We start from the raw sequence: 25125 nt of genomic DNA on the forward strand, positions 1-25125 counted from the left end.
AGACCTCGTTCATGGCACGCAACATCGAAATCAAGGCACGCGCGCATCAATTCGACCAACTGCGGGAACGCGCGGCCGCGCTCGCCACGGATGCGCCGCTCGTCTTCCGGCAACAGGACTTTTTCTACGACGTGCCGACCGGCCGCCTGAAGCTGCGCCAGTTTGACGACGGCACGCCGTCCGAGCTGATCTTCTATCAGCGCGACGACCGCGACGGCCCGAAGGTCTCGTATTACTCGCGCAGCCCGGTGACGAACCCCGAAGCCATGCACGCGCTGCTCGCGCAGGCGCTTTCGACGCGCGGCATCGTTTCGAAGGAGCGTCATGTGTTTCTGGTGGGGCGCACGCGCATTCATCTGGACCGCGTGGACGGACTCGGCGATTTCGTCGAACTCGAAGTGCTGCTCGGTCAGGACGACGACGAAGCCGGCGGTGAAGCCGAAGCGCACGCCATGTTCGAGCGGCTCGGCGTCGGACAGGCGGATCTCGTGCCGGTGGCGTACGTGGACTTGCTCAACGCCGGTCAGGGCGCGTCCGCGGCCAGGTGAGCGAGCGGCAACGGGCCGTTGCGCTTGAAGGTCGTGAGGACGATGTTCGAGCGCACGCTGTCGACGCCCGGCACGCGCATCAGCTTCTTCATGACGAAGCCGGAGAGCGCGTTCAGATCCGGCGCGACGATGCGCAGCAAATAATCGGCGTCGCCGACCGTCGCGTGGCATTCGAGCACTTCGGGCAGCTTCTCGATTTCCTGCTGGAACTGCTCGATCACCGAATCGCCGTGATGCTTGAGCTTGAGGCTCGTGAACGCGGTCACCCCAAGACCGAGCTTCTCGGGCCGCAACATCACGCGGTAGCCTTCGATCACACCGATGGCTTCGAGCCGCTGCAAGCGCCGCCCGATCTGCGACGGCGACAGCGGCACCTGCTCGCCCAATTGCTGATGCGTGGCGCGCCCGAAGCGTTGCAGGACATCCAGCAGGGCGAGGTCGAAATGGTCCAGTTCCAGCATGGCGGGCGCGCGCAAAGACAGTGGGAGATGCGACTTTAGCGCATCGCACGGGCAAAGCCGCTATAAGCAAGCGTGAAAGCCGGCGTTCGTGCACGACCTGAATATTCGCTTACGCTAACCAACAAGGTAACGTCCGTATTACCAACGATGACACTGGCGAAAGGCGCGCGACGCCGCCCGCGCCCGGCGTCGCGGGCGTTGCAAGCTAAAAAAAGCAAGACCGTAAGCCGCCGCGACGGCTATCTTTCATCCGTGTAGGCGAATTTTCAAATCGCCGTAAACTTGTTCAGCGCCGCCGGCGGCGGCCGTTGGGCTATCAGCGGGCTCGCGACATTGACGCTGTACAATCAGCAGCGCACCACGGACAGCGCAGTGCCGCTGAGAGACGGCAAGCGGCCGCGTCTTCAAGAATGGCGGCTCGACGGTGCGCCGAGTGGCAGACAGCCACGTCCAGGGACAGGCATTCGGTGTACGGCCGCTCGCGCGAACGAGGCGTCGGCGGCGCCGCATAAGAGGTAACGGTTTTGATCCGGCTCGAACCTGCGCCGCCGCGTCGTCAATCACCGGCTTGGACGCCCGGCTCGAGCGCAACCCATTGTACTGAGCGACTTCATGCGAATCCTTCTGATTGAAGACGACCGCCCCATTGCGCGCGGCATTCAAAGCAGCCTGGAGCAATCCGGCTTCACCGTCGACATGGTTCACGACGGCATCTTCGCCGAGCAGGCGCTCGCGCAAAACCGCCACGAGCTCGTCATTCTCGATCTGGGCCTGCCCGGCATCGACGGCATGACGCTGCTCTCGCGCTTTCGCCAGGGCAACCGGCACACGCCGGTCATCATCCTGACTGCGCGCGACGAACTGCACGACCGCGTCCAGGGCCTCAACAGCGGCGCCGACGACTACATGCTGAAGCCCTTCGAGCCGCAGGAGCTGGAAGCGCGCATTCGCGCCGTCATGCGCCGCAGCGGTCCGCACGGCGACGTGCCGCGTCCGGAAGTGACGCTCGGCGGCTTGCGGCTCTCCGGCGTAGATCGCCGAATCTTCAATGACGAGCGCCCGCTCGAACTCTCCCCGCGCGAATTCGCCGTGCTCGAAATGCTGCTGCTGCGTCATGGCCGCGTGGTGAGCAAGGCGCAGTTGCAGGATCATCTGACGCACTTCGGCGGCGATCTCGGCGATACGGCAATCGAAGTCTATGTCCATCGGGTGCGCAAGAAGCTGGAGAACACGCGCGTGGAAATCGTCACGGTGCGCGGTTTCGGCTATCTGCTTCAGGAGATCCGGCAGGCGGCGTGAGTCACCGGCCGCTTCTGCCCTAGAACGCTTTGCGACTTCCCACCCGGCGCGCGAGCGATGAGCGTTTCGCTCGCGAAGACTGGCTCGATCTGGCGCGATCGAAGCCCGCCCGCCCCGCCGCGCCTTCGAGCCTGCGGCGCACGCTGCTGCGCCGTCTCGCCGCGCCGCTTTCGCTGCTCGCGCTGATGAGCGGCCTCATGGCGTACTGGCTCGCCTGGCAATACACGCAGCATGTCGTCGACCGCTCGCTCGCCGATCTCGCCACGGCCATTTCGAAGCAAATTCAGCTTGCCGGCGTCGATGCGCCCGTGACCGTGCCGCCGCTCGCGCAGGCGATGTTCTCCGATCCCATCGAGCAGCTCGTCTATCGCATCAGCACGGGCGACCAGGAAATCGCCGGCGACTCGGACCTGCCGCTCACGGGCACTTCGGTCCGGCGCATCCACTATGCCTACGTTTTCGAGACGCATTATCAGGGCACCAGCGTGCGCGCCGCGCAGGTTCGCGTGCCGCAGCCGCATGGCAATCCGATCGTCGTGGAAGTGGCGCAGCGCGTCGGGTCGCGGTATCGGATCGCGGTGGAGTTTCTCGTCGCGATCATGATGCCGCTCTTGCTGTTGCTGCTCGCCGGCTGGGTCATCGTGTGGCGCGTGGTGAACCAGCAGCTCAACCCGCTCACCGATCTCGCCGACGCGCTGAATCGTCAGACGCACGTTTCGCTGGAGCCCGTCGACGAATCGCACGTGCCGAGCGAAATCCGTCCGCTCACGAGCGCGATGAACGCATTGCTCGTGCGGCTTCAGGCGGCGCTGGATGCGCAACGAAAATTTATCGCGGATGCCGCGCATCAGTTGCGCACGCCGCTCACCGCCGTGAAGCTGCACGCGGAGCAGGCGCTCAGTTCGCGCGATCCCGCGAAGGCAGTCGAAGCGGTGAGGGAACTGCGGGCGTCGGCGGATCGCGCCGTGCGGCTGTCGAATCAATTGCTGTCGCTCGCACGCGCCGAGCCGGGCGAGCAGGCTGCGCGCTTCACGGACTTCGATCTGGCGGCGCTCGCGTTCGAGACCGGCGCGGAATGGGTGCCGCGCGCGCTCGCGGCCCGCGTCGATCTGGGCTTTCAGCGCACGGACGATCCGGAGAACGAGCATCCGATGATCGTGCGCGGCAACGTCGTGCTGACGCGCGAAGTGATCGGGAATCTGATCGACAACGCGTTGAAGTACGTGCCGCCTTCACGCTACGACGGCGCGCGCATCACGCTGACAGTCGGCGAATGGCGCGATGAGCACGACGCGCGTTTCGGCGAAGTGGTGATCGAGGACAACGGCCCCGGCGTGCCGCGCGATCAGCAGCCGGACCTCTTCAAGCGATTCTTCCGTGGCGACGGACAAAGCGTGGAAGGCGGCGCGGGCCTTGGGCTTGCCATCGTCCACGACATCGTGGCGCTGCACGGCGGCAGCGTGCATTACGAGGACGCGCCCGAAGGCGGCGCGCGGTTCATCGTGCGTCTGCCGCTGAAGGCGAAAGCGCCCGCACCGAACTAAGCCGCGCGGCGCTTACTTCTTTCCTTTCTTCGCCTTCTTTTCTTCCTTCAGCGCGAGCATGGTTCCGCGGCATTTCTTCGCGCCGCAGCGGCACTCGTATTCCTTCTTGAGCTTCTTGGTGATGCGCCCTTCGATCACGAGGCCGTAGTCGTAATTCAGCTCTTCATCCGGCTCGATGTCGCGCAGCGCATGAATGAACACGCGGCCTTCGACTTCCTCGGCCTCGCAGTTCGGCGCGCAGGAATGATTGATGTACTTCGCGCTGTTGCCGTCGATCTTGCCGTCGATCACGCTTCCGTCTTCAAGCGCGAAGTAGAACGTGTGATTCGGCTCTTCCGGATTATGCGGATGCCGGCGCAACGCTTCCTTCCACGAGATGCGCTCGCCCTTGTACTCCATCACCTCTTCGCCGGCGGCAATGTGCTTCGCGGCGAACACGCCCTTGCCATGCACGCCCGAGCGGCGAACGGTGATCCTCCGTGAACTCATCGAACGAATCCTTCAATAACGAATCTGTGTGGGGTGTTCTGCTTGCGCTTCATGGACGCTTCGGCCCGCGCGGCAATAAAAAAACGCGGTGGCCGCAAAGGCGCCGCGTTCAACCATCAGCACGGTATCGTACACTCCCGCGCGCTCGAATCTCAACCGTGGCGCATCAACGTTGTCCGAACGAGATGTCGCCGAAGAGATGCTTCTGCTCGCGCGGCTGCGAGCGCCAGTACTGCGGCGGCGCGCTGACGGTCGCGCCCAGTTCGGCCGCCGCGTGCCACGGCCAGCGCGGATCGTAGAGCATGGCGCGCGCCATCGCAACGAAGTCGGCCTGACCGCTCGCGACGATCTCTTCCGCCTGCTTCGCGTCGGTGATAAGGCCGACGGCGACGGTATTCACGCCGGTCGCTTCCTTGACGGCCTTGGCGAACGGCACCTGATAGCCGGGCTCGAGCGGAATCTTCTGTTGCGGCGACACGCCGCCCGACGACACGTCGATCCAATCGACACCGCGCGCTTTCAATTGCGCGGCGAACGCGATGGTGTCATCGATATCCCATCCGCCTTCGACCCAATCGGTTGCCGACACGCGCACGCCGACCGGCTTGTCGGCGGGAAACGCGGCGCGCACGGCATCGAAGATTTCGAGCGGATAGCGCATGCGGTTCTCGCGCGAGCCGCCGTACTCGTCCGTGCGCTGATTGGCGAGTGGCGAGAGGAACTGATGCAGCAGATAACCGTGCGCCGCGTGGACTTCGAGCGCGTCGATGCCGAGCCGCGCCGCGCGCCTCGCGGTCGCGGCAAACGCTTCCTTGACGCGCAGGAGGCCGGCGGTATCCAGCGCGAGCGGCGGCGTTTCGTCCGGCTTGTGAGAAATGGCCGACGGCGCATGCGTCATCCAGCCGCCATCCGCGACAGAAATGAGCTGACCGCCTTCCCACGGCTTCCGGCTCGACGCCTTGCGGCCTGCGTGCGCGAGTTGCATCGTCACCGCGATGTCCGAATACTGGCGGATCGCGCCGATGACTGGACGCAAGGCCGCTTCGGTCACGTCGTCCCAGAGGCCGAGATCGCCCGGCGTGATGCGTCCGTCCGGCTCCACGGCGGTCGCCTCGATGAACACCATGCCCGCGCCGGACAGCGCCAGATGGCCGAGATGGATCATGTGCCACGCAGTGGCCTCGCCGCGTTCGGCGGAGTACTGGCACATCGGCGAAACGAGGATGCGATTCGGGATGTGCAGACTGCGCAAGGTGGCCGGAGTGAACAGCGCGCTCATGTGTTAAGCCCGTCGCGAAGAAATAAGCGAACGAGAATAGCACCTGCATTTTGTTCGTGCAGCGCGGGCCTCAGTCCCGATGCGCGCCGTCCGGAAAACGATCGAGCCATTCGCCGAACATCGCGCGGGCGGCGCGTTCTAGCGCGGGACCGTGCCGCGCGGTGGCTTCGCGCAATGCGGCGGCGGTCGTGCCGCCGCGGGCGAGATCGCCCGGATAGGTGACGAGCCAGTTCTCGAAGCGATCGGCCAGCACTTCGGCATGGCATTGCAGCGCAAGCACATGCTCGCCCCACGAGAACGCCTGATGCGCGCACGGCTCGGTGGACGCGAGCAGCGTCGCGCCGTCGGGCAGATCGAAGGTATCGCCGTGCCAGTGGAATACGGGCACCGCTTCGCCGCCGGCTTCGAGATGACGCAGCGGCGATGCGCGCCCCGCTTCGGTCAGCGTGAGCGGCGACCAGCCGAGCTCCAGATCCTTCGACGCATGGACGCGCGCGCCCAGCGCCCGCGCGATCAATTGCGAGCCGAGACAGATGCCGATGATGGGAAGGCCCGCCGCGATGCGCTTTTCGAGCATCGACAGAAGCGGTGCGAGATGCGGATACTGCGCGTCTTCATACGCGCCGATCGGCCCGCCGAGCACGACGAGCAACGACGGATCAAGCGGATTGGGCGCACCGATGCGCCCGCGCCCGACATCGAGATAGCGCACGAGGTGGCCGCGATCGCCCACGACGAGTTCAAGACTGCCGAGGTCTTCGAAATGAACGTGGCGAATGGCCAGGACTTCAGGTTTCATCGGCGGCTTTCCGTGAATCGGCGTGCGTGGCTCGGAACGTCTTCTCATGACGAGCCGCGCCTCGCGGCGAGGCGCGACGGGCACAGTCTAACCGACTCGCCGCCGCCTCACAGCGTGGAATGCCGCACAATGCTGCCGCGTCCGACCTCAGGCGATCTGCGCGAAGACCTTCCAGACCTTCTTCTGCGTGCCGAGATCGCCTTCTTCGTAGACCGAGCAGTCGAGACGAAGATCGGTGTCCGCCATGTCGATCTGCAACAGCGCGCAGTGGTGCGGGACCTTCTTCGGGTTCTTGCTGGCCTCGAAGTGCGTGCACGACAGACACATGCGATGCGCCGGAATCTGCTGCTGCGCTTCGAGCTGGCGAATGGTCTTGAGCAGCGTGCGATAGAACGTCGCCTGCTCGTCTTCGCGCAGCGTGCCGACCGCCTTCGACAGGAAGTCGGGCCATTGCAGCGCCTTCTTCGCCGCCGTCCGGCCGCGTGCCGTCAGGCGAACCGCCAGCGCCCGGCCGTCGTCCAGCGCGCGGCGCTTTTCGACGAGCCCCTTGCCTTCGAGCGTGCTCACGGCATCGCTCGTGGTCGCGGCGGTAAGCGCCGTTTCGCGTGCGATCTCGCCGAGGCGCATGGGCCCCTTGCGCTGCATCAGCAACACGAGAATTTCACCTTGGGTAGGCGTCAGCCCCGCTCCTTCCGCCCATTCCCAAGCCTGGCTGCGCATCGCTGTGCTCAGCCGCAGCAGGCCGTGGGTCACCCGCCCCGTCGCCTGCTCTCCGTAAACGCCTTCACTCATGATATTTCGCTTGTTTTCCGCTTTATGGGTTTCGACAGCCCGTTCGCTGATAAGCGAACACCTCGCCCCGAAAGCCGCCCCGATTCACGTTGCTCGTTCTTCGGGATAACTCCCGGTTTGTGGTCCCCGCCGTCTCAAAATTCAGGCGTACCAAGCCAATTCGGTTTGCCTGAATGGGGACATTGCAGCCCTCTTCGTTTTGCGCCTTGTTGTGTGATGCCGTGGCGCTGCATTTTCGCCGACTATACCCCGCCGTCAACGAAGTCGCCATTCTAAGCGACAGAGACCAAACGTACACCTTAATTATCCACGCAAAACTGTGGATAACCCGTGGAAAAGCGCGGTATTTCGTTGAGACTGCGCTCTGGACCACCAACTACCTGCCGCGCGAGCCAAGAAGGCTGCCCTTCATTGCCTTTAACCGTCACGGCGCCCGCGCTTTCACCACGCTGCACAGACCGTAACGCTTGTAACGTGCCGTAACCAGTTCGACCGCCACACGATTCCTGCGTTGTCCGCACTAACGCTGGACTCACGCCGCGCTTGGACAACCTTCTCGATGTATACGGACACTCCACGCAAACCTTGAGGGCAGTGCTTTCGATTCCACTCAAACGTTCGCGCGCGCATTTTATTCTCACTGCGGCATGCACGCGTTCCATACACAGCGAAAACAAAAAGGCCGCTGAGGAATCGCCCCAAGCGGCCTATGTGGGTCACCCGTCAAAGCATGACGATGCGCGATAATTCTTAAGCGTGCCTTAAGGATTTTTGTGCGTTCTTCATTCACGCGCTCTGATCACGCGCGCCACTGCAGACACTGCTGCCGCACGGCTTCGTGCAAGGACTTTTCCTTGTCGAATACACCGCGCAGCCACGTTGCATCGTTCACGCCGCCCCGCGCGATATCGGCAATCTGCGCGAGCGCGGCCTGCGATCCAAGCGCCTCCGCGTGCGGCGCGAGCACATCGAGCGTCGCGAGGATGTCTTCCGCCACGGTGCGCCGCTCGCCCGTCTGCGGATGGACACACGTGCCTTCCATCCCGAAGCGGCATGCCTCGAAGCGGTTGAACGTATAGACGAGGTAGTCGTCTTCTTGCGGCGTGAGCGGCTTGTCGAGCAGCAGATACCGCGACAGCGTCTGGATATAGCACGCGATAGCCGCCGCGCGATCCACCGAAAGCGGCGTATCCATCACGCGGACTTCGATGGTGCCGAAACCCGGCTTCGGACGAATGTCCCAATAGAAGTCCTTCATGCTGTTGACGACGCCCGTGTGCACCATCTTCGAGAAGTATTCCTCGAAGCTGTCCCACGTCAGCACGAAGGGCGCGCGGCCGGACAGCGGAAACGCGAACACGGAGTTGAGCCGCGCCGAATGAAAGCCGGTGTCGACGCCCTGGATATACGGCGACGAAGCCGAGAGCGCGATGAAATGCGGGATGTAGCGCGACATCGAATGCAGCAGGAACAGCGCGCTGTTCGGGTCCGGACAGCCGATGTGCACGTGCTGACCGAACACCGTGAATTGCTTGGCGAGATAGCCGTAGAGTTCGGAAATGTACTGGAAGCGCGGCGCGTCGTAGATCTGGCGGTCGCTCCATTGCTGGAACGCGTGCGTCCCGCCGCCCGCGAGTCCGACGTTCAGCTGATCCGCTGCGGCAACGAGCGTATCGCGAATCTTGCGCAGATCCGTGACGGCTTGCTCGTGCGTCGTGCAGATGCCGGTCGACAGCTCGATCATGCTTTCGGTGATCTCGGGCGTGATGTTGCCCGGAATCTTCTCGTCCTTGATGAGCCGCATGAGGTCGGACGCGGCCTTGGTCAGATCGTAGTCGTGCGTATTCACGACCTGAATCTCCAGTTCGACGCCGAACGTGAACGGTTGCGAGTTGATGAAGGGTTCTAGTGCCATGACGCCTCTTGTCGAATCAATGCTTTGACGGCGGGGAAATGCGTGCGTGCGCTCACTCGCGCCGCTCGCCCACAGCCGACAAACTACGGTACACCACGAACGGCGTCACGATCTGCAGGAGCACGATCGAGCACATGACGATGGCGCGCAGCGTCGGATCGTAGTCGGGATAAAGCACGTACATATCGTCGACGAGCAGATACGCGAGCGCCGACATCGGCGTCAGCGCGACGCCGAGCGCCACGCCCTGCTTGAGTTCGAGCCCGCTCGGTTTCGCGAAGATCAGCACGCCGACGAGCTTGCCGACGAAGCGCGCGAGAATCAGCCCGAGCGCCGCGACACCGCCGAGCGCGATATCTCGCCACGCAAACAATGTCAGCGTCAGCGCAAACAGAATGACGGTAAGCAGCCATCCCGCCGAACCGAAGTGCGACGGCCACAACTGCGGCCGCTCGTCCGCATTCTTGACGATGATGCCTGCCGCCAGCAGCGCGAGAATGGTCGAGAGCTTGAAGAGATGCGCGATCGCGATGGCGAGCAGCACGAGTCCGAAGAGCGCCACGAAGGAATGCTCATCGTTGGCGTTGAGGCGCCGGTAAAGCAGATTGCAACCGCGCGCCAGCAAGAACGCCAGCACGAGCGATCCGATCAGCAGATACAGCGGCTGAAGAATGGTCGCGAACGCATTGCCGTAGATCTCCTGATGCAGCACGCCTGCCGCCAGCTTCTCGACGATCACCGCGTACATGCTGTTTAGCGCGGTCAGCGTCATCAGGCGCTGCGTCACCTGGCCTTCCGCGCGCAATTCGGTCTTCAATTGAATGACCATGGCGGGTGACGTGGACATCGCGATGGCGGCGATCACGACCGACGCCATCGTCGGTACGTGGAAAAGCATCAGCGCGATCAGCACGAGACCGAACGTGAGCGTCGATTCCGCGATGCTCGACAGAATCAGATAAGGATTGCGGCGGATCCAGCGCAAGTCGAGCCGGCCGCCGAGTTCGAACAGCAACAGCCCGAGCGCGACATCGAGCAGCGGACGTGACAAACCGCCCGCGCTGGCGTCGATCACGCCGAGACCGGCGTTGCCCGCGATCAGCCCGATCACCGCATAGCCTGTAATGCGCGGCAGACGCCACGCGCGCCATAACAGTTCTCCGGCGAGGCCCGCCGTGACGAGCGCGAGACCGGCCCAGAGAATGGCGTCGGGTTCGAGCGGCCATACGGGCAGAAATGAAAATGCCGAATTCATCGTGTGGACTTCTCCTTCGTTGCTTCAGCAGAGGGCACGTCCGGCCGCGCGGTCGGCGCGATTCGCAGCGGACGGCACGCATGCGCACGGCCCGCTTCCACCGCGAGCGTGGGTTCATTCAGGCGAAACGAATGCGAACGAACACGGCGTCACGGAACCGGCCGTGCACGGATTAGACGACGCGTCCGGGTCCAATGCGACGCGTGAGCGAGACTGGCCGGACACAGCGAACGACGTTGCAGCGCGAAGACTGGAGTCTCGCCTTGCAAGCGCCGTTCCATTGAGGCGCTCGCCGTCTGAACGGCGCGACGCAGGAAGAAGCGCGATTGTGCCACACAGTCATGTCCCCGATGAAAACAGCAAGTCGATGATTCTTATGATGTAACTGCGACCGCTTGCGCGCCTCCGCGGAAAACATGACCGGCGCCGTGCGTGCGGCTTGCCGTTCCGATGACGTCGTCTTCAGGTGTTTACAGGTTTACTGTATATAAACGTAGTAGTAGTTAACAAGGCGGCGCGGCGACTGTGGACAAGTGCCTTTTCTCCTTTCGGATCAAGCTGATGTGAACCGAAAAAGCGCGCGGTAAACCCGGCAGTCTCGCGCCGTTAACTCGGAACAACTTTTGGCGTTCCGCGGGCGGCGCCCGGGTTGTCCCGTTTACGTGCACAACGGATACACAGCTCCTTCTTGCGGATTCCGCCGAGTTATCCACAGCTATTCGAGGATAACTACGACGCGCCGATTTCTCCGTGACGTAACGCTCGCAAAAAGAAACGCGCGGGATCGACGGCTTCGGCGAGTTCGCGCTCGATGGGCCACGGCTCCCCTTCGATCTGCGACGCGATCAGTTCGGCCGCGAGCGTCGCCCAGACGAGCCCGCGCGAACCGAAGGCGAACGCGCCATACAAGCCCGGCAGGCGCGGCAGATCCAGCGGCCACGCGCCGGAAAGCTGCCGCGCATCGCGGCGGGCGGCGGCTTCGTCGGCGAGCGCGCCGATCATCGGCATGCGATCGCTCGTCACGCAGCGAAACGCCACGCGCCCCTGCGCCGCCGAGACGCCGTCGAGTGCGGCAAGCATGCGCCCGACGCGTTCGATGTTCTCCGCGTGCCCGGCTTCGCGCACGTGCGGATCGGTTTCGTCGATGTCGTATGTCGCGCCGATCAGCGTGCGGCGTTCGCCTAGCGGCACCGCGTAGCCGTCGCCGACCACGGGCACGCGGAGCGCATCGAGCGGACCGCTATCGAGTATCGAAAGCTGGCCGCGCACGCCGCGCGTCGGATTGCCGTGTAGGCCGGCGAGACGCGCGGCATCGTGGGCATTCGCCAACACGAGAACTGGCGCTTTCGCGATGAGTCCGCCGTGTGCATCCAACGCGCGCCAGTTGCGGCCGTCGAATGCAATCTGGGCCACGGGGGTGTTCATGCGCGCGGTGAGGGCATCGCCGCACAGAGCGAGTTGCGCCGCGCAGACCGCAGCCGGCGAAATGGCGCCGCCGCGCGCGAAGAACCAGCCGCCGCGCGCGAGTTCCACGCCCGCCACGCGCGACGCTTGTTCGCGCGTCATCGGCGTCACGTAGTCGCGCGGATAGCCGAATCGCGCGATGGCGGCGGCGAGCGCATCGGCGTCGTCCGGCGTATCGGCGATTTGCAGCAGACCGGCGCGGCTGCGGTGCAAGTCGTGGCCAGCGGCTTCCAGCGCCTGCCATCGATGCAGCGCGGTCAGGAAGCCGGCGCGCGTCAGGCGTGCAGCGACGCTGTCGTCGCGCCAGACGATCGGGTGAAAGACGCCGGCAGGATTGCCCGACGCATCGCGCGCAAGCGACGCGTGCCGGTCGATCAGCGTCACGCGCCAACCGCGCGACGCGAGCCGCGAGGTCACGGCGCACCCCGCCAGTCCCGCGCCGATGACAATGGCTTCGCGCGTGACCGCACCCACCGGCAGCGGCGGTTCGTGACGGCGCACGCGCCAGCGGGGCGCGAAGCGTCCTGCCAGCCCATCGTCTGTCTGATGGCATTCGAAACCGGACGCGGCGAGTGCCCGCAACCACGACGCGCGAACGGGCTCGGCGGCGTTCGCAGAGAGCGTCGCGTCATCGCCGGCAAAGCGCGCGAGCGTCTTGCTCAGCTTGCGCGGATCGTCGTCGTGCGTCGCGTGGATATGGAACGCGTCGGCGCGCAGCCACAGCTTCGGGAGCATGTCGTCGCCGACGGCAAGCGTCAGCACGACGCGCCCCGCTTCGAATTCGAGGCGATGCAGGCCCGGCACGCGCATCGGCCAGGCGCGGGCGAGTTCGGCGGCGAGGGAATCGTCAGTGGCGCAAGGCGGCGTGTCGAGCGCGCTCAGCGGCGCGACGGCGATCACGTGCAGACGCTCGCAGCGGGCGGGGTCATCGCGCCAGAGACGCCAAAGCGCGAGAAAGAGACTGTGGCGGTCGAATCGCGCGGCGGTATCGACGAACGTGAAAACGCGCCTGGCGTTCCAGCGCGCGGGAAGATCGTGCAGCGCGAGAAGCGGCCCGCAAACGGGCGATGGTTCGGTCATGCGTCGACTTGTGGGGATATGCAAAAACGCGATGAGGGCAACGATAGCGCATGCCGCAGAAACGTCAGACGCAGCGGGGTTCACCGACGCGCACCACCGTTCGCACCCGCGAAAGCCAGTACTGACAAGGCTTACAGCGCGATAAGGCGTGCGGCGCGCTCACGAAACGTTGGCAAAAACCAACGGCGCGCTGTCCGATCAGGCCGCTTGCGCCGACAAGAACCCGCCTTGCGCGATCGACTTCGAAAACCCCGCCCGGAACGCCTCGTTACATAAGGGTAAATCTTTGAAACCCTTGTCCAGATTGGGTTTGCGCTGCGCTATCATACCAAGCGCCTCGTTCGAAGACGGCGCGAGGGATTTGACGGGAAGCAAGGCCGGCGACAGGGCGCGAAACCGCGCCGAATCGGCGGAACGGCGCGCCAGAAGGCCGTCCCTACTCGACTGCACGGCTTGCGCACGTATAATCGGCGCGTTCGCGCTGTTCGTGTCAACCTAAACTGATAAAGGAACCTTAATGAACAAACAGGAATTGATCGACGCCGTAGCCGCCCAGACCGGCGCCAGCAAAGCTCAAACCGGCGAGACGCTGGACACGTTGCTCGAAGTCATCAAGAAGGCTGTCTCGAAAGGTGACGCAGTTCAGTTGATCGGTTTCGGCAGCTTCGGTTCGGGAAAGCGCGCAGCGCGCACCGGCCGTAACCCGAAGACCGGCGAATCCATCAAGATTCCGGCCGCCAAGACCGTCAAGTTCACGGCTGGCAAGGCATTCAAGGACGCAGTCAACAAACGCTGAGCTGTCTGCGAATCGCGCGCTCCTCGCTACGCTGCGCGGCGCCCGGCAGCGTTCATCAGCGCCCCAGCTCGTGTTGTGTTGGTGCCTTGTTTGTATCCTGATTGCGCCCGTCTTGCGCCAGCTACTCAGGTTCTTCCGCATGCGCGGAGATAAGCCGGAGACCAAGAGGACCATGAAACCCGCCATCGGCGGGTTTTTTTTCGGCTGCGCGATCCGCGTCGTTTAGTGCCGATGGTCTTCGCAATCGCAATCCGGGCCGTGATCGTGATCGTGGTCGTGGTCGTGGTCCTCGACATCCCATGCGGGGAACGGATCGTCGAATTGCTGCCGGGCATCGCTGCCGAGCGCCCATTCCTGATCGCTCACGAGGCAGGCGTCGAACTTCCGCTGCCACGCGTCGATATCGAGATCGACGCCGATCAACACCAGTTCCTGCCGGCGATCGCCGATGCGGTTGTCGTCCGGATCGCCGAACCATTCCGCGACGATTTCCGCTTCGAGCTCGGGATCGTCCGTAGGCCATTCGCTTCGATCCTGCGCCGCCCACCACACGCCCGCCGGGCCGTGCCGCAACGTGCCGCCCGCCTGTGAAAGCGATCCGCCGACGACACTGCGCGTCGCGAGCCAGAAGAAACCCTTCGCGCGCAACACGTCCGGCCATTCCTCGTGTAGCAGATTCCACAGCCGCTGCGGATGAAACGGCCTGCGCGCGCGATACACGAAATGCCCGATGCCCGACGCGTTGGCGGGGCGGTCGGTTTCCTGTTCGTCGTTGAGAATCGCGAGCCAGCCTGCGCCGCTGCCAGTGGTGTCGAGATCGAAACGCCCCGTGTTCACTAGTTCACTGAGCGGCGCGTTGCCGTGTTCCGTCCGTAGTTGAACAGCGCGCGGGTTCAACGCATGGAGGATGTGCGCGAGCCGGTCGAGCGCGTCTTGCCCGACGAGGTCCGTCTTGTTGATGACGATGACATCGCAGAATTCGATCTGCTCGACGAGCGTCTCGACGACGGTCTTGCCCTCGTCAGCCGCTTCGCCTTCGGGCGCAATGCCGCGTTCCACGAGCGACTCGGCCGACGCGTAGTCGCGCATGAAGTTGGCGGCATCGATGACGGTGACGAACGTATCGAGACGCGCGCGGCCCGCGAGAGGCGCGTCTTCGTCGTCGCCGAAAGCGAAGTGCTCGGCGATGTCCATCGGATTCACGCCGGCTGGCGCTTCGATCACCATGGCGTCGAGCGGCTGCTGCGCTGCAAGCCGGACGATCGCCTCTTCGATGGCGTGCATCGACTCTTCGCCCGCGCCGCAACGAAAAGAACCGATAGGCACGCCCTCGCTATTGGCGCGCAAAGCATCGAGAAGCGTGGATTTGCCCGCGCCGACGAAACCCGAGAGCATGGTGACTGGCAGTGGCGTTTGGTTCATTGCGGGCGTCTGGACGAGAATCGAAGTCACGATTCTGCATCAAACGCGGGACGAACGTAGGCGAGACGCCGGGCGGCGCGACGGCTCATGCGCTAAAGAACAGGGATTTACTTCGACGCTTGCAGCAGTTTCCAGCGCCGCAGAATCTCGATGATCTGCGCCGAGTACTTGTCGCGCAGCGCAGGCGTTTCGGAATGGTAAGCACCGACGGCCTGCCACGAATTGCCGTACTTGTTCATTTTCTGGCGCAGATGCCAGGCGGCGACGTAGACGCTCTTGCACGGCTCCATCAGCGTGCCGCTGGAAATGCCGTATTGGGAGAGCGTGGTGAGGTGAATCGAGTTGATCTGCATCAGCCCGTAGTCGGTCGAGCCATTGGCGTTCTTGTTGATGGCGTCGGGCTTGTTGTGGGATTCCTGCCAGGCGATGGCGCGCAGAATGAGCGGATTGACCTTCTGATACTTCGCTGCTTCGTCGAAACAATCGGCGTGAGCGGACGCGGCGGCGAGCATGGCGCCGCAACCCATCGCAAGTATTCGCAGGAATCGCTTCATCTTCGTTCTACTCCATCCGCCTGTGCGGAACCGTCATGCCGCCAGCGCCGCTTGCGCGCCACGCCGAAATCCAATGTCCGCTTGTGTGTCTGCCGCCTGCCGGCATCGGGAAAACCCGCCCTTCATGCCGGCGCCGGGGAAACGGAACCGCCCGTATCATACCGGCTGACGTCCTGGACCATAAGTTGGCTATCCGACATAGGTCCGACGGAACGCGGATTGGACCAACAGGAATCATCTGCTGGCTATCGGCGTTTTCTTAAACGTATGAATATAAAGTGATCTAATCGGGTTACAATTCGGGTCCCGCGTGCCTCGCCTTGTCTGACAAAAGCCTCCCGATAGGGTTATCGGCAGGACTTCTGAAAGCTTGAGCGCGCTGGATTCATTGGCATGCAGCCGCCTGGCGCACGCGGCGGCGAACGAACTTGAACTATTTCGTTGCACAAAGCTGCTATCGTCACATTTTTATAAATAATCGTAGTCGGGCGGACACGCTCGTACCACGGTTGGCAGCGCCCTCGGATTGACGAACGGTGCTGCCTTAGCCGGTTTCTTGTACCCCGGCTCAGACATCACATCCATGAGAAGACAACCTATGGCACTGCGTCGCATGGCGACGGCACTGCTGGCGGCGGGACTTATCGTCGCGCAAGCCGCGCACGCGCAAGTGACGTTGAATTTCGTCAATGCCGATATCGACCAGGTCGCGAAGGCGATCGGCGCGGCTACCGGCAAAACCATCATCGTCGATCCCCGCGTCAAGGGGCAGCTCAACCTCGTCTCCGAAAATCCGGTGCCCGAAGAGCAGGCGCTGAAGACCCTGCAGGCGTCGCTGCGCATGCAGGGCTTCGCGCTCGTGCAGGATCACGGCGTCCTCAAAGTCGTGCCCGAGGCCGATGCGAAGCTGCAAGGCGTGCCGACCTATGTCGGCAATGCGCCGTCGGCGCACGGCGATCAGGTCATCACGCAGGTGTTCGAGCTGCACAACGAGTCGGCGAACAATCTGCTGCCGGTGCTGCGGCCGCTCATTTCGCCGAACAACACTATCGCCGCGTACCCCGCGAACAACACGCTCGTCGTGACGGACTACGCGGACAACGTGCGGCGCATCGCGAGCATCATCGCGGGCGTCGACACGGCGGCGGGTCGCGAAGTCGATATCTTCCAGCTGAAGAACGCGAACGCCATCGATGTTGCCGATCAGATGAACAAGCTGCTCGATCCCGGCACCGTCGGCAGCACGGACGCGACGCTGAAAGTCACCGTAACGGCCGACCCGCGCACCAATTCGCTGATGTTCCGCGCCTCCAGCAGCGCGCGGCTCGCGGCGGCCAAGGCGCTGGCGAAAAAGCTGGATGCGCCGACGGCGGTGCCGGGCAACATGCATGTGGTGCCGCTGCGCAACGCCGACGCGACGCGGCTCGCCAAGACGCTGCGCGCCATGATGGGCAAGGGCGGCGGCAATTCGGACAACTCGTCCAGCAGCGGCACCGGCTCCAATTCGTCGAACTCGTTCGGCCAGAGCGGGCTCGGCAATTCATCGACCTCGACGGGCACGTCCGGCGTTCCGCCGCTGCCCGGCGGCCTCGGCAGCAGCAGTTCGGGCACGGGCAACAATCCGATGTCCGGCAGCGGCGGCACGCGCGACACGGGCTTTTCGTCGAACAAGGACAACGACACCGGCAACGACACGGGCGGCGGCGGCATGATCCAGGCCGATTCCGCGACGAATTCGCTCATCATCACCGCGGCCGATCCGGTCTACCGCAATCTGCGCGCGGTGATCGACCAGCTCGACGCGCGCCGCTCGCAGGTCTATATCGAAGCGTTGATCGTCGAACTCTCGGCGACCACCGGCGCGAACCTCGGCATTCAGTGGCAGGGCCTGCTGCTCTCGAACGGCGGCAACAACGCGATCTACGGTAGTTCGAGCTTCGGCTCCGGCAACACCAACATCTTCGACCTGACCGTGCAGGGCAACGCGATCGCGCAGAACCCGTCGTCGATCACGTCGACCACGGGGCTGCTCGCCAACGGCCTGAACATCGGTCTGCTGCACCGCTTTGGCAATCTGTTCGGACTCGGCGGACTGCTTCAGGCGCTGTCCACCTCGGCGGATGCGAACATCCTGTCCACGCCGAACCTGATCACGCTCGACAACGAGGAAGCGAAGATCGTCGTCGGCCAGAACGTGCCGGTGGTGACGGGCTCCTACGCCACGCCGACCGCGAACGCCGCCACGTCGGTGACCGCGTTCAACACGTTCGACCGCCGCGACGTGGGCGTGACGCTGCACGTGAAGCCGCAGATCACCGACGGCGGCGTGCTCAAGCTCCAGATCTATCAGGAAGATTCGAGCGTCGATGCGACGACCAAGACCGATCCGGGCGGCGTGACCATCAACACGCGCTCGGTGCAGTCGACCATTCTGGCCGATGACGGCGAGATCGTGGTACTCGGCGGCCTGATGCAGGATCAGTACAACAATAACAACAGCAAGATTCCGCTGCTCGGCGACATTCCGTTCATCGGCAGCCTGTTCCGCAGCGAGAGCAAGACGCGCACGAAGACGAACCTGATGGTGTTCCTGCGCCCGGTGATCGTCCGCGATCAGGCGACGGCCTCGCAGATCGCCAACACGCGCTATGAATACCTGCGCAATCAGCAGTACGGTTCGACGACGGACAACCGCCTCATCAAGGACCAGAATGTGCCGGTGATGCCGCCGAAGCCGCTCGGTCCGAGCGAAGGCGGCGGCGCGCCGGCCCAGAATCTGCTCGACTGGAACAATCTGACGCGCGGCGTGCCGAGCACGACGCTGCCGCAGGACCCGAACGCGGGCCCCGCGCCGCAGCCGTATCAGACCGCGCCGCAGAGCAGTTACCCGGCGCCCGCGAACGGCGCGACCAACGCGATGCCCGGCAACGCGGCGACGAACGCCCTGCCCGGCAACGCCGCGACGGGCTACGCAGTGCCGAACAATGCGCCGAGCGCCGCGCCGCTCGGCGGCCATCAGACGGGAGGACAGCCGTGAACACGCTGAACGCCGAAGCCGAAACCACGAACGCCACGGCCGCATCGCCGCTCGCTGCGCGGCTCGTGCCTTACGGCTTCGCGCGTACCGGCCAGATTCTGGTCGCGCAACGGCATGCCGACGGCATCGAAGTATGGATCAGCGAGCGCACGAACGACGCGGCGCTCGCGGAAGTCGCGCGCAATTTCGGCGCGCTGTCGATTGTCCGCAAGCCCGGCGACGAGCTTGCCGCCGCGATCAACTCGGCCTACGCCCGCAACGACGGCAGCGCGGCGCAGGTGGTCGGCGAAGTGGAAGGCGAAGTGGATCTGTCGCGGCTCATGCAGGACATTCCGGAAGTGGAAGACCTGCTGGAGTCCGAAGACGACGCGCCGATCATCCGCATGATCAACGCGCTCTTGACGCAGGCGGCGCGCGAGCAGGCGTCGGATATTCACATCGAGCCGTTCGAGAACGCGTCGGTGGTGCGGTTCCGCGTCGACGGCACGCTGCGCGATGTCGTGCGCCCGAAGAAGGCGCTGCACGGCGCGCTGATCTCGCGCATCAAGATCATGGCGCAGCTCGATATCGCCGAGAAACGTTTGCCGCAGGACGGGCGCATCACGCTGCGCGTCGGCGGCCGTCCGGTCGATGTCCGCGTGTCCACGCTGCCGACCGGCCACGGCGAGCGCGCCGTGCTGCGTCTGCTCGAAAAAGACGCACAGCGCCTGAATCTCGAAACGCTCGGCATGGCGCGTGACACGCTCGTCCAGTTCGACAAGCTGATCGGCCGGCCGCACGGCATCGTGCTCGTGACCGGGCCGACGGGCTCCGGCAAGACGACCACGCTCTACGCGTCGATGTCGCGCCTCGAGACGACGACCACCAACATCATGACGGTGGAAGACCCGATCGAATACGATTTGTCGGGCATCGGGCAGACGCAGGTGAACGAGCGCATCGGCATGACGTTCGCGCGGGCGCTGCGCTCGATTCTGCGTCAGGACCCCGACATCATCATGATCGGTGAAATCCGCGACCTCGAAACCGCGCAGATCGCGGTGCAGGCGTCGCTGACCGGTCACCTCGTGCTCGCGACGCTGCACACGAACGACGCCGCGTCCGCCGTCACCCGTCTGACCGACATGGGCGTGGAGCCGTATCTGCTCGCGTCGTCGCTGCTCGGCGTGCTCGCGCAGCGCCTCGTGCGCCAGTTGTGCCCGGCGTGCAAGGAAGAGCGCGAGGAAGAAAATGGCGTAAAGCACTGGCATCCGGTCGGCTGCGACCGATGCGGCCAGTCGGGTTACGTGGGCCGGCGCGGCGTGTACGAACTGCTGCTGATCGACGACGCCATTCGCCCGCTGATTCACCGCAACGCCGCCGACGCCGAGATTCTCGCGGCGGGCCGCGCGCACGGCATGCGCACGCTGCGCGAAGACGGAAACCGCTGGCTGAACGCGGGCGTGACATCGCTCGAAGAAGTGCTGCGCGTGACAGGCGGAGACTAAGCGTATGCCGGCGTTCCGTTTCGAAGCCATCGACCAGGCGGGCAAGACGCAGACCGGCGTGCTCGACGCCGACAGCGCCCGCGCCGCGCGCAGCCACCTGCGCACGCAAGGACTGACGCCGCTCGTCGTCGAGGCGGCGGGCACGCGCACGCGCGGCGAACGGCAGCAGCGGCTGTCGCTCGGGCGCCGGCTGTCGCAGCGCGAACAGGCCATTCTCACGCGCCAGCTCGCGAGCCTGCTAATCGCGGGCTTGCCGCTCGGCGAAACGCTTTCGGTGCTCACGGAGCAATCCGAGCGCGATTACATCCGCGAACTGATGGCCGCGATCCGCGCCGAAGTGCTCGGCGGCCATTCGTTCGCCAATGCGCTCGCGCAGCATCCGAAGGACTTCCCGGAGATTTATCGCGCGCTCGTCGCGGCGGGCGAGCACACCGGCAAGCTCGGGCTCGTGCTCTCGCGTCTCGCGGACTACATCGAGCAGCGCAACGCGCTCAAGCAGAAGATCATTCTGGCGTTCACATATCCGGGCATCGTGACGATCATCGCGTTCGGCATCGTCACGTTCCTGCTGAGTTATGTCGTGCCGCAAGTGGTGAACGTGTTCGCGAGCACCAAGCAGGCGCTGCCTTTTCTCACCGTGATGATGATGGCGCTCTCCGCCTTCGTGCGAAGTTATTGGTGGGCCATGTTGATCGGCGTGCTGCTGATCGCGTGGCTCGTGCGGCGCATTCTCTCGCGGCCCGGACCGCGCCTGGCGTTCGACCGCTGGCTCCTGACCGCGCCGCTCGTCGGCAAGCTGGTGCGCGGCTATAACACCGTGCGCTTTGCCAGCACGCTCGCGATTCTCACGGCCGCCGGCGTGCCGATCCTGCGCGCGTTGCAGGCGGCGGGCGAAACGCTGAGCAATACCGCGATGCGCAATAACGTGGACGACGCCATCGTGCGCGTGCGCGAAGGCTCGGCGCTGTCGCGCGCGCTCGCCAATACGAAGACGTTTCCGCCCGTGCTCGTGCATCTGATCCGCTCGGGCGAAGCCACCGGCGACGTCACCACGATGCTCGACCGCGCGTCCGAAGGCGAGGCGCGCGAACTCGAACGCCGCACGATGTTCCTCACGAGCCTGCTCGAGCCGCTCCTGATTCTCGCGATGGGCGGCGTCGTGCTGGTCATCGTGCTCGCGGTGATGCTGCCGATCATCGAACTGAATAATCTGGTGCAGTAATGAACGCCCTGCAAACCCGCCTGCTCACGCTTGCCGCCCTCGCGCTCTTTTGCGTGACGGTGACATATTGGGTCGTCACGCTGACTTCGCGTCAGACCGCGCCGTTGCCCGCCGCCGCCGCGACGCGCACGCCGTCGGTCGAACAGGCCGCGACGATTTTCGGCGGCCAACTGGAGCGGCAAGCGAATTCCGACGTGCATCTGTTCGGCATACTCGCGCTGCAAGGCGGCGCGGCGGCGATCGTCAGCTACGGCGGCGAGCCGGCGCGGGCGGTGTCGCTGGGCGGCCCGCTCACGCAGGGCGTGAAGCTCTCGCAGGTGAAAGCGCGTTCGATCATCGTCGAGCGCAACGGCGTGAAGTCGGAAATCTTCCTGCCGCCCGTTCCGCCCGGACCGACGATCTACGTCCGTTGACCGCCGGGCGCCGCGCGTTGACCGCGGTCACGGCGCGATGAAAGCCGGTCGATAAAATGCTCGGCGGCTTCGGTCACACGAGCCGCATGTTTCTTAAATCAACAGCGGGCGCAAGCCCTGAATTATCACGAGGTAGCAGTCATGCAAATGTGGACGCAACGCCGCATGGAAATCAACCAGGCCAAGGCGCGCCGTCAACGGGGGTTCACGCTCATCGAAATCATGGTCGTGATCGCGATTCTCGGCATTCTCGCCGCGCTGATCGTGCCGAAGATCATGAGCCGCCCCGACGAAGCGCGCCGCGTGGCCGCGAAGCAGGACATCGGCACGATCATGCAGGCCATGAAGCTCTACCGGCTCGACAACGGCCGTTATCCGACGCAGGAGCAGGGTCTGCGCGCGCTCGTCGAGAAGCCGACGACGGAACCGGTGCCGAACAACTGGAAGGACGGCGGCTATCTGGAGCGCCTGCCGGCCGATCCGTGGGGCGGCCAGTATCAATATCTGAATCCGGGCGTGCACGGCGAAATCGACGTCTTCAGCTACGGCGCGGACAACAAGGCGGGCGGCGAAGGCAACGATGCCGACGTCGGCTCCTGGCAGTAAAAGGGACGTGAAGTGAACAGGCACGGCAGGCACACGGCGGCGCGTCGGAATGCGGGTTTCACGCTGCTGGAAATGCTCGTCGTGCTGGTGATCGCGGGCTTGCTCGTGTCGCTCGCGTCGCTGCAGCTCACGCGCAATCCGCGCACCGATTTGAACGAAGAAGCGCAACGGCTCGCGCTGCTGTTCGAATCGGCGGGCGACGAAGCGCAAGTGCGCGCCCGGCCTATCGCGTGGCAGCCCGTGGAAGGCGGCTTTCGCTTCGACATCCGCACCGAGGACGGCTGGCGCCCGCTGCGCGACGATCTCTTGCGCGCCCGCCGCTGGGAAGGCGGCGTGACCGGCGTCACCATCCAGTTTCTCGATTCCGACAAATCCGTGAGCCGGCTCGTGTTCGGCACCGAAGCCATCGACACGCCCATGGAAATCACGCTCGTCTCGGCGGTGGGGCGCGCGACGATCATCGGCAGCGGCAACGGCCGCTTTCAGGTGCGGTGATGCGTGCGCCATCCAGACAACGCGGCACACAACGCGGCTTCACGATGATCGAAGTGCTGGTCGCGCTGGCGATTCTCGCGGTGGCGCTCGCGGCGTCGCTGCGCGCGGTCGGGTCGATGGCGACGAGCGAAGCGGACCTGCATCGGCGTCTGCTCGCGGGCTGGAGCGCGGACAACGAACTCGCGCAGATTCGCCTCGCGCATGTCTTTCCGGATATCGGCTCGCGCACGTTCGACTGCTCGCAGGGCAACTTGAAGCTCGTCTGCACGCAGCGCGTCTCGGCCACGCCGAACCCGATTTTCCGGCGCGTGGAAATGTTCGTCGCGACGCCCGGCCGCTCCGGTTATCTCGCGCAAATGGTCACGGTGGTGGCGAATGAAACGACCCGGTCGCTCTGAGCCCCGCCGCGCGGCGCGGCGGCAGCGCGGCTTCACGCTGCTCGAAATGCTCATCGCCATCGCCATTCTCGCGGTGATCGCGGTGCTGTCGTGGCGCGGGCTGGACCAGATCATCCGCGGCCGCGCGACCATCACGAACGCGATGGAAGACGAGCGCGTCGTCGCGCAGTGTTTCGACCAGATGCGTATCGACGCGCGTCAGGCCGCGACCGACGACGAAGCCGGCCAGCCCGCCGTGTCGCTCGGCAACGGGTCGCTGCAAATCGTGCGCGGCGTGTTCGCGCCGGCTGCCGCGCCGCGCCTGCAAGTCGTGCGCTATCGGCTGTCGAACGGGCGCATCGTGCGCTACGCGTCGCCGCCGCTGGAGAACGTCGGCGAAGTGCGGCGCGCGCTTTCATCGAGCGATACCGCCGATGGCTGGAGCGCCGTGCCGTTGCTGGGCGGCGTCGGCTCGCTCGCGACGCGCGTGTACATTCCGCAGAAAGGCTGGACGACGCGCATGAGCGACGTGCTTGGCCGGATCAACGAGAACGACAACAATCTGAAGGTGCCGCAGCTCGGCAACGCGCCGCTCGCGCGGGCCGTCTCGGGCATTCAGGTGGCGGTCGGCGCGCCGAATCTGCGCGTGCCGATCACGCGCGTGTTTCTGGTCGGAGAATGAAGATGCGTGCATCGGTCCGAAACAGAAAACAACGCGGCGTCGCAATCATCAGCGCGTTGCTGGTGGTCGCGCTGTCGTCCATTCTCGTGTCCGGCATGCTGTGGCGTCAGCAGGTCCAAGTGCGGCGCATCGAGAATCAGCGGCTGCTCGCGCAGGCGCAGTGGATCTCGCGCAGCGCGCTCGACTGGACGCGGCTGATTCTTCGCTCCGAAGCCGATACCTCGCCGACCGTCACGTATCTGGGGGGCGTGTGGGGCGTGCCGATCGCGAAGACCAAGCTCTCGGATTTCCTCGGGCAGATCGGCGAAGTGCGCGCGCAGCAAGGCGCGCAGACGTTTCTGTCCGGCTCCATCGAAGACGCGCAGGCGAAGTTCAATCTGCGCAATCTGGTCGCGACGCCGACTCCCGGCGTCCTGACCATCAACGTCGAGCAGATTCAGTCGTTCCAGCGGCTTCTGACGATGCTCGGCATCAACGGATCGCTCGCGAAGACGGTGGCCTTGCAGATGCGCGCCGGCCTCGCGCGGTCCGCGACGCGCTTCCAGACGCAGACGGGCAACGGCACGACCGCCGCGAGTTCGCCGGCGGAAGCGATGGCGGCGATCGCGCAAGGCGGCGGCACGGGCGGCGGCAATTTCACCGACGATCCCGGCCTGAAGGACGCCGACAACGACGCGCCCGTCGCGCCGCTGCAAATGATCAGCGTGGATTCGCTGCTGGACGTGCCGGGCTTTTCGCCCGAAGCGGTCGCGAAGCTGCGGCCGTTCGTGACCGTGCTGCCGACGACGACCGCGGTCAACATGAACACCGCGCCCGCCGAAGTGGTCGCCGCCGTGGTGCCGGGCATGAGCCTGTCGCAGGCGCAGGCGTTCGTCGCCCGGCGCGAGACCGTGTTTTTCCACGATACCGGCAACGTGCAACTCGCCCTAACCGGCGCGGGCGTCCGTTCGACGTCGCTCGACACGAACGAGATCGACGTCACCACGCGCTATTTCGTGATTCACGGGCGCGTCGAGCACGAGCGGGCGCAACTGGAGCGCACGACGCTCGTGTACCGCGATCCGACGACGCACGCCACGCGCATCGTCTATACGCGCGACGCGCTCTGA

Annotated in this window: 23 protein-coding genes; 13 read left to right on the forward strand and 10 right to left on the reverse strand. The window is 64.7% G+C overall.

What is annotated here, in order from left to right; all coding sequences use genetic code 11:
* Positions 1–11: 11 nt before the first annotated feature.
* Entirely contained in the window at positions 12–548 is a 537-nt protein-coding gene (locus GV035_RS23840) for a class IV adenylate cyclase (RefSeq protein ID WP_159837363.1), read from the forward strand.
* Here the strand turns inward: GV035_RS23840 and GV035_RS23845 are convergent.
* On the reverse strand, positions 524–1009 hold the full coding sequence (locus GV035_RS23845; protein WP_159837364.1) for an Lrp/AsnC family transcriptional regulator: 486 nt from the start codon (positions 1007–1009) through the stop codon (positions 524–526). The genes GV035_RS23840 and GV035_RS23845 overlap by 25 nt on opposite strands.
* Before the next feature lie 612 nt (positions 1010–1621).
* Between GV035_RS23845 and GV035_RS23850 the strand changes: the two genes are divergently transcribed.
* Both GV035_RS23850 and GV035_RS23855 read left to right on the forward strand, forming a co-directional pair.
* The gene (locus GV035_RS23850; RefSeq protein ID WP_035962098.1) at positions 1622–2308 is read left to right on the forward strand and encodes a response regulator transcription factor; all 687 of its coding nucleotides are present in this window, start codon (positions 1622–1624) and stop codon (positions 2306–2308) included.
* Positions 2309–2397: 89 nt separating this feature from the next.
* Complete coding sequence (locus GV035_RS23855; protein ID WP_159838181.1) at positions 2398–3852, forward strand: sensor histidine kinase; 1455 nt, start codon at positions 2398–2400, stop codon at positions 3850–3852.
* Between the two features lie 12 nt (positions 3853–3864).
* Here GV035_RS23855 and GV035_RS23860 read toward each other — a convergent pair whose 3' ends face one another.
* The 7 genes from GV035_RS23860 to mnmC all read right to left on the reverse strand — a co-directional run bounded on the left by GV035_RS23860 (position 3865) and on the right by mnmC (position 12925).
* Complete coding sequence (locus GV035_RS23860) at positions 3865–4341, reverse strand: SET domain-containing protein (protein WP_159837365.1); 477 nt, start codon at positions 4339–4341, stop codon at positions 3865–3867.
* Between the two features lie 166 nt (positions 4342–4507).
* The gene (locus GV035_RS23865) at positions 4508–5620 is read right to left on the reverse strand and encodes an NADH:flavin oxidoreductase/NADH oxidase (protein ID WP_159837366.1); all 1113 of its coding nucleotides are present in this window, start codon (positions 5618–5620) and stop codon (positions 4508–4510) included.
* Positions 5621–5690: 70 nt separating this feature from the next.
* Entirely contained in the window at positions 5691–6419 is a 729-nt protein-coding gene (locus GV035_RS23870) for a glutamine amidotransferase (RefSeq protein ID WP_159837367.1), read from the reverse strand.
* Positions 6420–6566: 147 nt separating this feature from the next.
* Positions 6567–7211, reverse strand: a complete 645-nt coding sequence (locus tag GV035_RS23875; RefSeq protein ID WP_159837368.1) for a MarR family winged helix-turn-helix transcriptional regulator — start codon at positions 7209–7211, stop codon at positions 6567–6569.
* A 799-nt stretch (positions 7212–8010) separates the two neighbouring features.
* Entirely contained in the window at positions 8011–9126 is a 1116-nt protein-coding gene (locus GV035_RS23880) for a YbdK family carboxylate-amine ligase (RefSeq protein WP_159837369.1), read from the reverse strand.
* A 52-nt stretch (positions 9127–9178) separates the two neighbouring features.
* Positions 9179–10381, reverse strand: a complete 1203-nt coding sequence (locus tag GV035_RS23885) for a cation:proton antiporter (protein WP_159837370.1) — start codon at positions 10379–10381, stop codon at positions 9179–9181.
* 729 nt (positions 10382–11110) lie between these two features.
* Positions 11111–12925, reverse strand: a complete 1815-nt coding sequence (gene mnmC, locus GV035_RS23890; protein WP_159837371.1) for a bifunctional tRNA (5-methylaminomethyl-2-thiouridine)(34)-methyltransferase MnmD/FAD-dependent 5-carboxymethylaminomethyl-2-thiouridine(34) oxidoreductase MnmC — start codon at positions 12923–12925, stop codon at positions 11111–11113.
* A 517-nt stretch (positions 12926–13442) separates the two neighbouring features.
* Between mnmC and GV035_RS23895 the strand changes: the two genes are divergently transcribed.
* On the forward strand, positions 13443–13721 hold the full coding sequence (locus GV035_RS23895) for an HU family DNA-binding protein (protein ID WP_008352404.1): 279 nt from the start codon (positions 13443–13445) through the stop codon (positions 13719–13721).
* A gap of 222 nt (positions 13722–13943) precedes the next feature.
* Here GV035_RS23895 and GV035_RS23900 read toward each other — a convergent pair whose 3' ends face one another.
* Entirely contained in the window at positions 13944–15143 is a 1200-nt protein-coding gene (locus GV035_RS23900) for a GTP-binding protein (protein ID WP_159837372.1), read from the reverse strand.
* Between the two features lie 107 nt (positions 15144–15250).
* Positions 15251–15697 carry a lytic transglycosylase domain-containing protein gene (locus tag GV035_RS23905; protein ID WP_159837373.1) on the reverse strand — a complete coding sequence of 149 codons (447 nt, stop codon included), beginning with the start codon at positions 15695–15697 and terminating at the stop codon, positions 15251–15253.
* 583 nt (positions 15698–16280) lie between these two features.
* Here GV035_RS23905 and gspD point away from each other — a divergent pair.
* From gspD to gspK, 9 genes are all read left to right on the forward strand, one after another.
* Complete coding sequence (gspD, locus tag GV035_RS23910; RefSeq protein ID WP_442859584.1) at positions 16281–18734, forward strand: type II secretion system secretin GspD; 2454 nt, start codon at positions 16281–16283, stop codon at positions 18732–18734.
* Positions 18731–20221, forward strand: a complete 1491-nt coding sequence (gene gspE, locus GV035_RS23915; protein ID WP_328699424.1) for a type II secretion system ATPase GspE — start codon at positions 18731–18733, stop codon at positions 20219–20221. Before gspD ends, gspE begins: the two co-directional genes overlap by 4 nt.
* A 4-nt stretch (positions 20222–20225) precedes the next feature.
* Entirely contained in the window at positions 20226–21443 is a 1218-nt protein-coding gene (gene gspF / locus GV035_RS23920) for a type II secretion system inner membrane protein GspF (protein ID WP_159837374.1), read from the forward strand.
* Entirely contained in the window at positions 21443–21856 is a 414-nt protein-coding gene (locus tag GV035_RS23925) for a general secretion pathway protein GspC (protein ID WP_159837375.1), read from the forward strand. Before gspF ends, GV035_RS23925 begins: the two co-directional genes overlap by 1 nt.
* A gap of 141 nt (positions 21857–21997) precedes the next feature.
* Positions 21998–22462, forward strand: a complete 465-nt coding sequence (gene gspG, locus GV035_RS23930) for a type II secretion system major pseudopilin GspG (protein WP_159837376.1) — start codon at positions 21998–22000, stop codon at positions 22460–22462.
* Between the two features lie 12 nt (positions 22463–22474).
* Positions 22475–22957, forward strand: a complete 483-nt coding sequence (locus tag GV035_RS23935) for a GspH/FimT family pseudopilin (RefSeq protein ID WP_159837377.1) — start codon at positions 22475–22477, stop codon at positions 22955–22957.
* On the forward strand, positions 22957–23355 hold the full coding sequence (gene gspI, locus GV035_RS23940) for a type II secretion system minor pseudopilin GspI (protein WP_159837378.1): 399 nt from the start codon (positions 22957–22959) through the stop codon (positions 23353–23355). The genes GV035_RS23935 and gspI overlap by 1 nt, the downstream gene beginning before the upstream one ends.
* Positions 23333–24016: a PulJ/GspJ family protein gene (locus GV035_RS23945; RefSeq protein WP_159837379.1), complete on the forward strand. Its 684-nt coding sequence runs from the start codon at positions 23333–23335 to the stop codon at positions 24014–24016. The genes gspI and GV035_RS23945 overlap by 23 nt, the downstream gene beginning before the upstream one ends.
* The gene (gene gspK, locus GV035_RS23950; RefSeq protein WP_159837380.1) at positions 24013–25125 is read left to right on the forward strand and encodes a type II secretion system minor pseudopilin GspK; all 1113 of its coding nucleotides are present in this window, start codon (positions 24013–24015) and stop codon (positions 25123–25125) included. The genes GV035_RS23945 and gspK overlap by 4 nt, the downstream gene beginning before the upstream one ends.

The organism is Burkholderia sp. 8Y (assembly GCF_902506145.1).
In the GTDB taxonomy this organism is placed as follows: Bacteria; Pseudomonadota; Gammaproteobacteria; order Burkholderiales; family Burkholderiaceae; genus Caballeronia.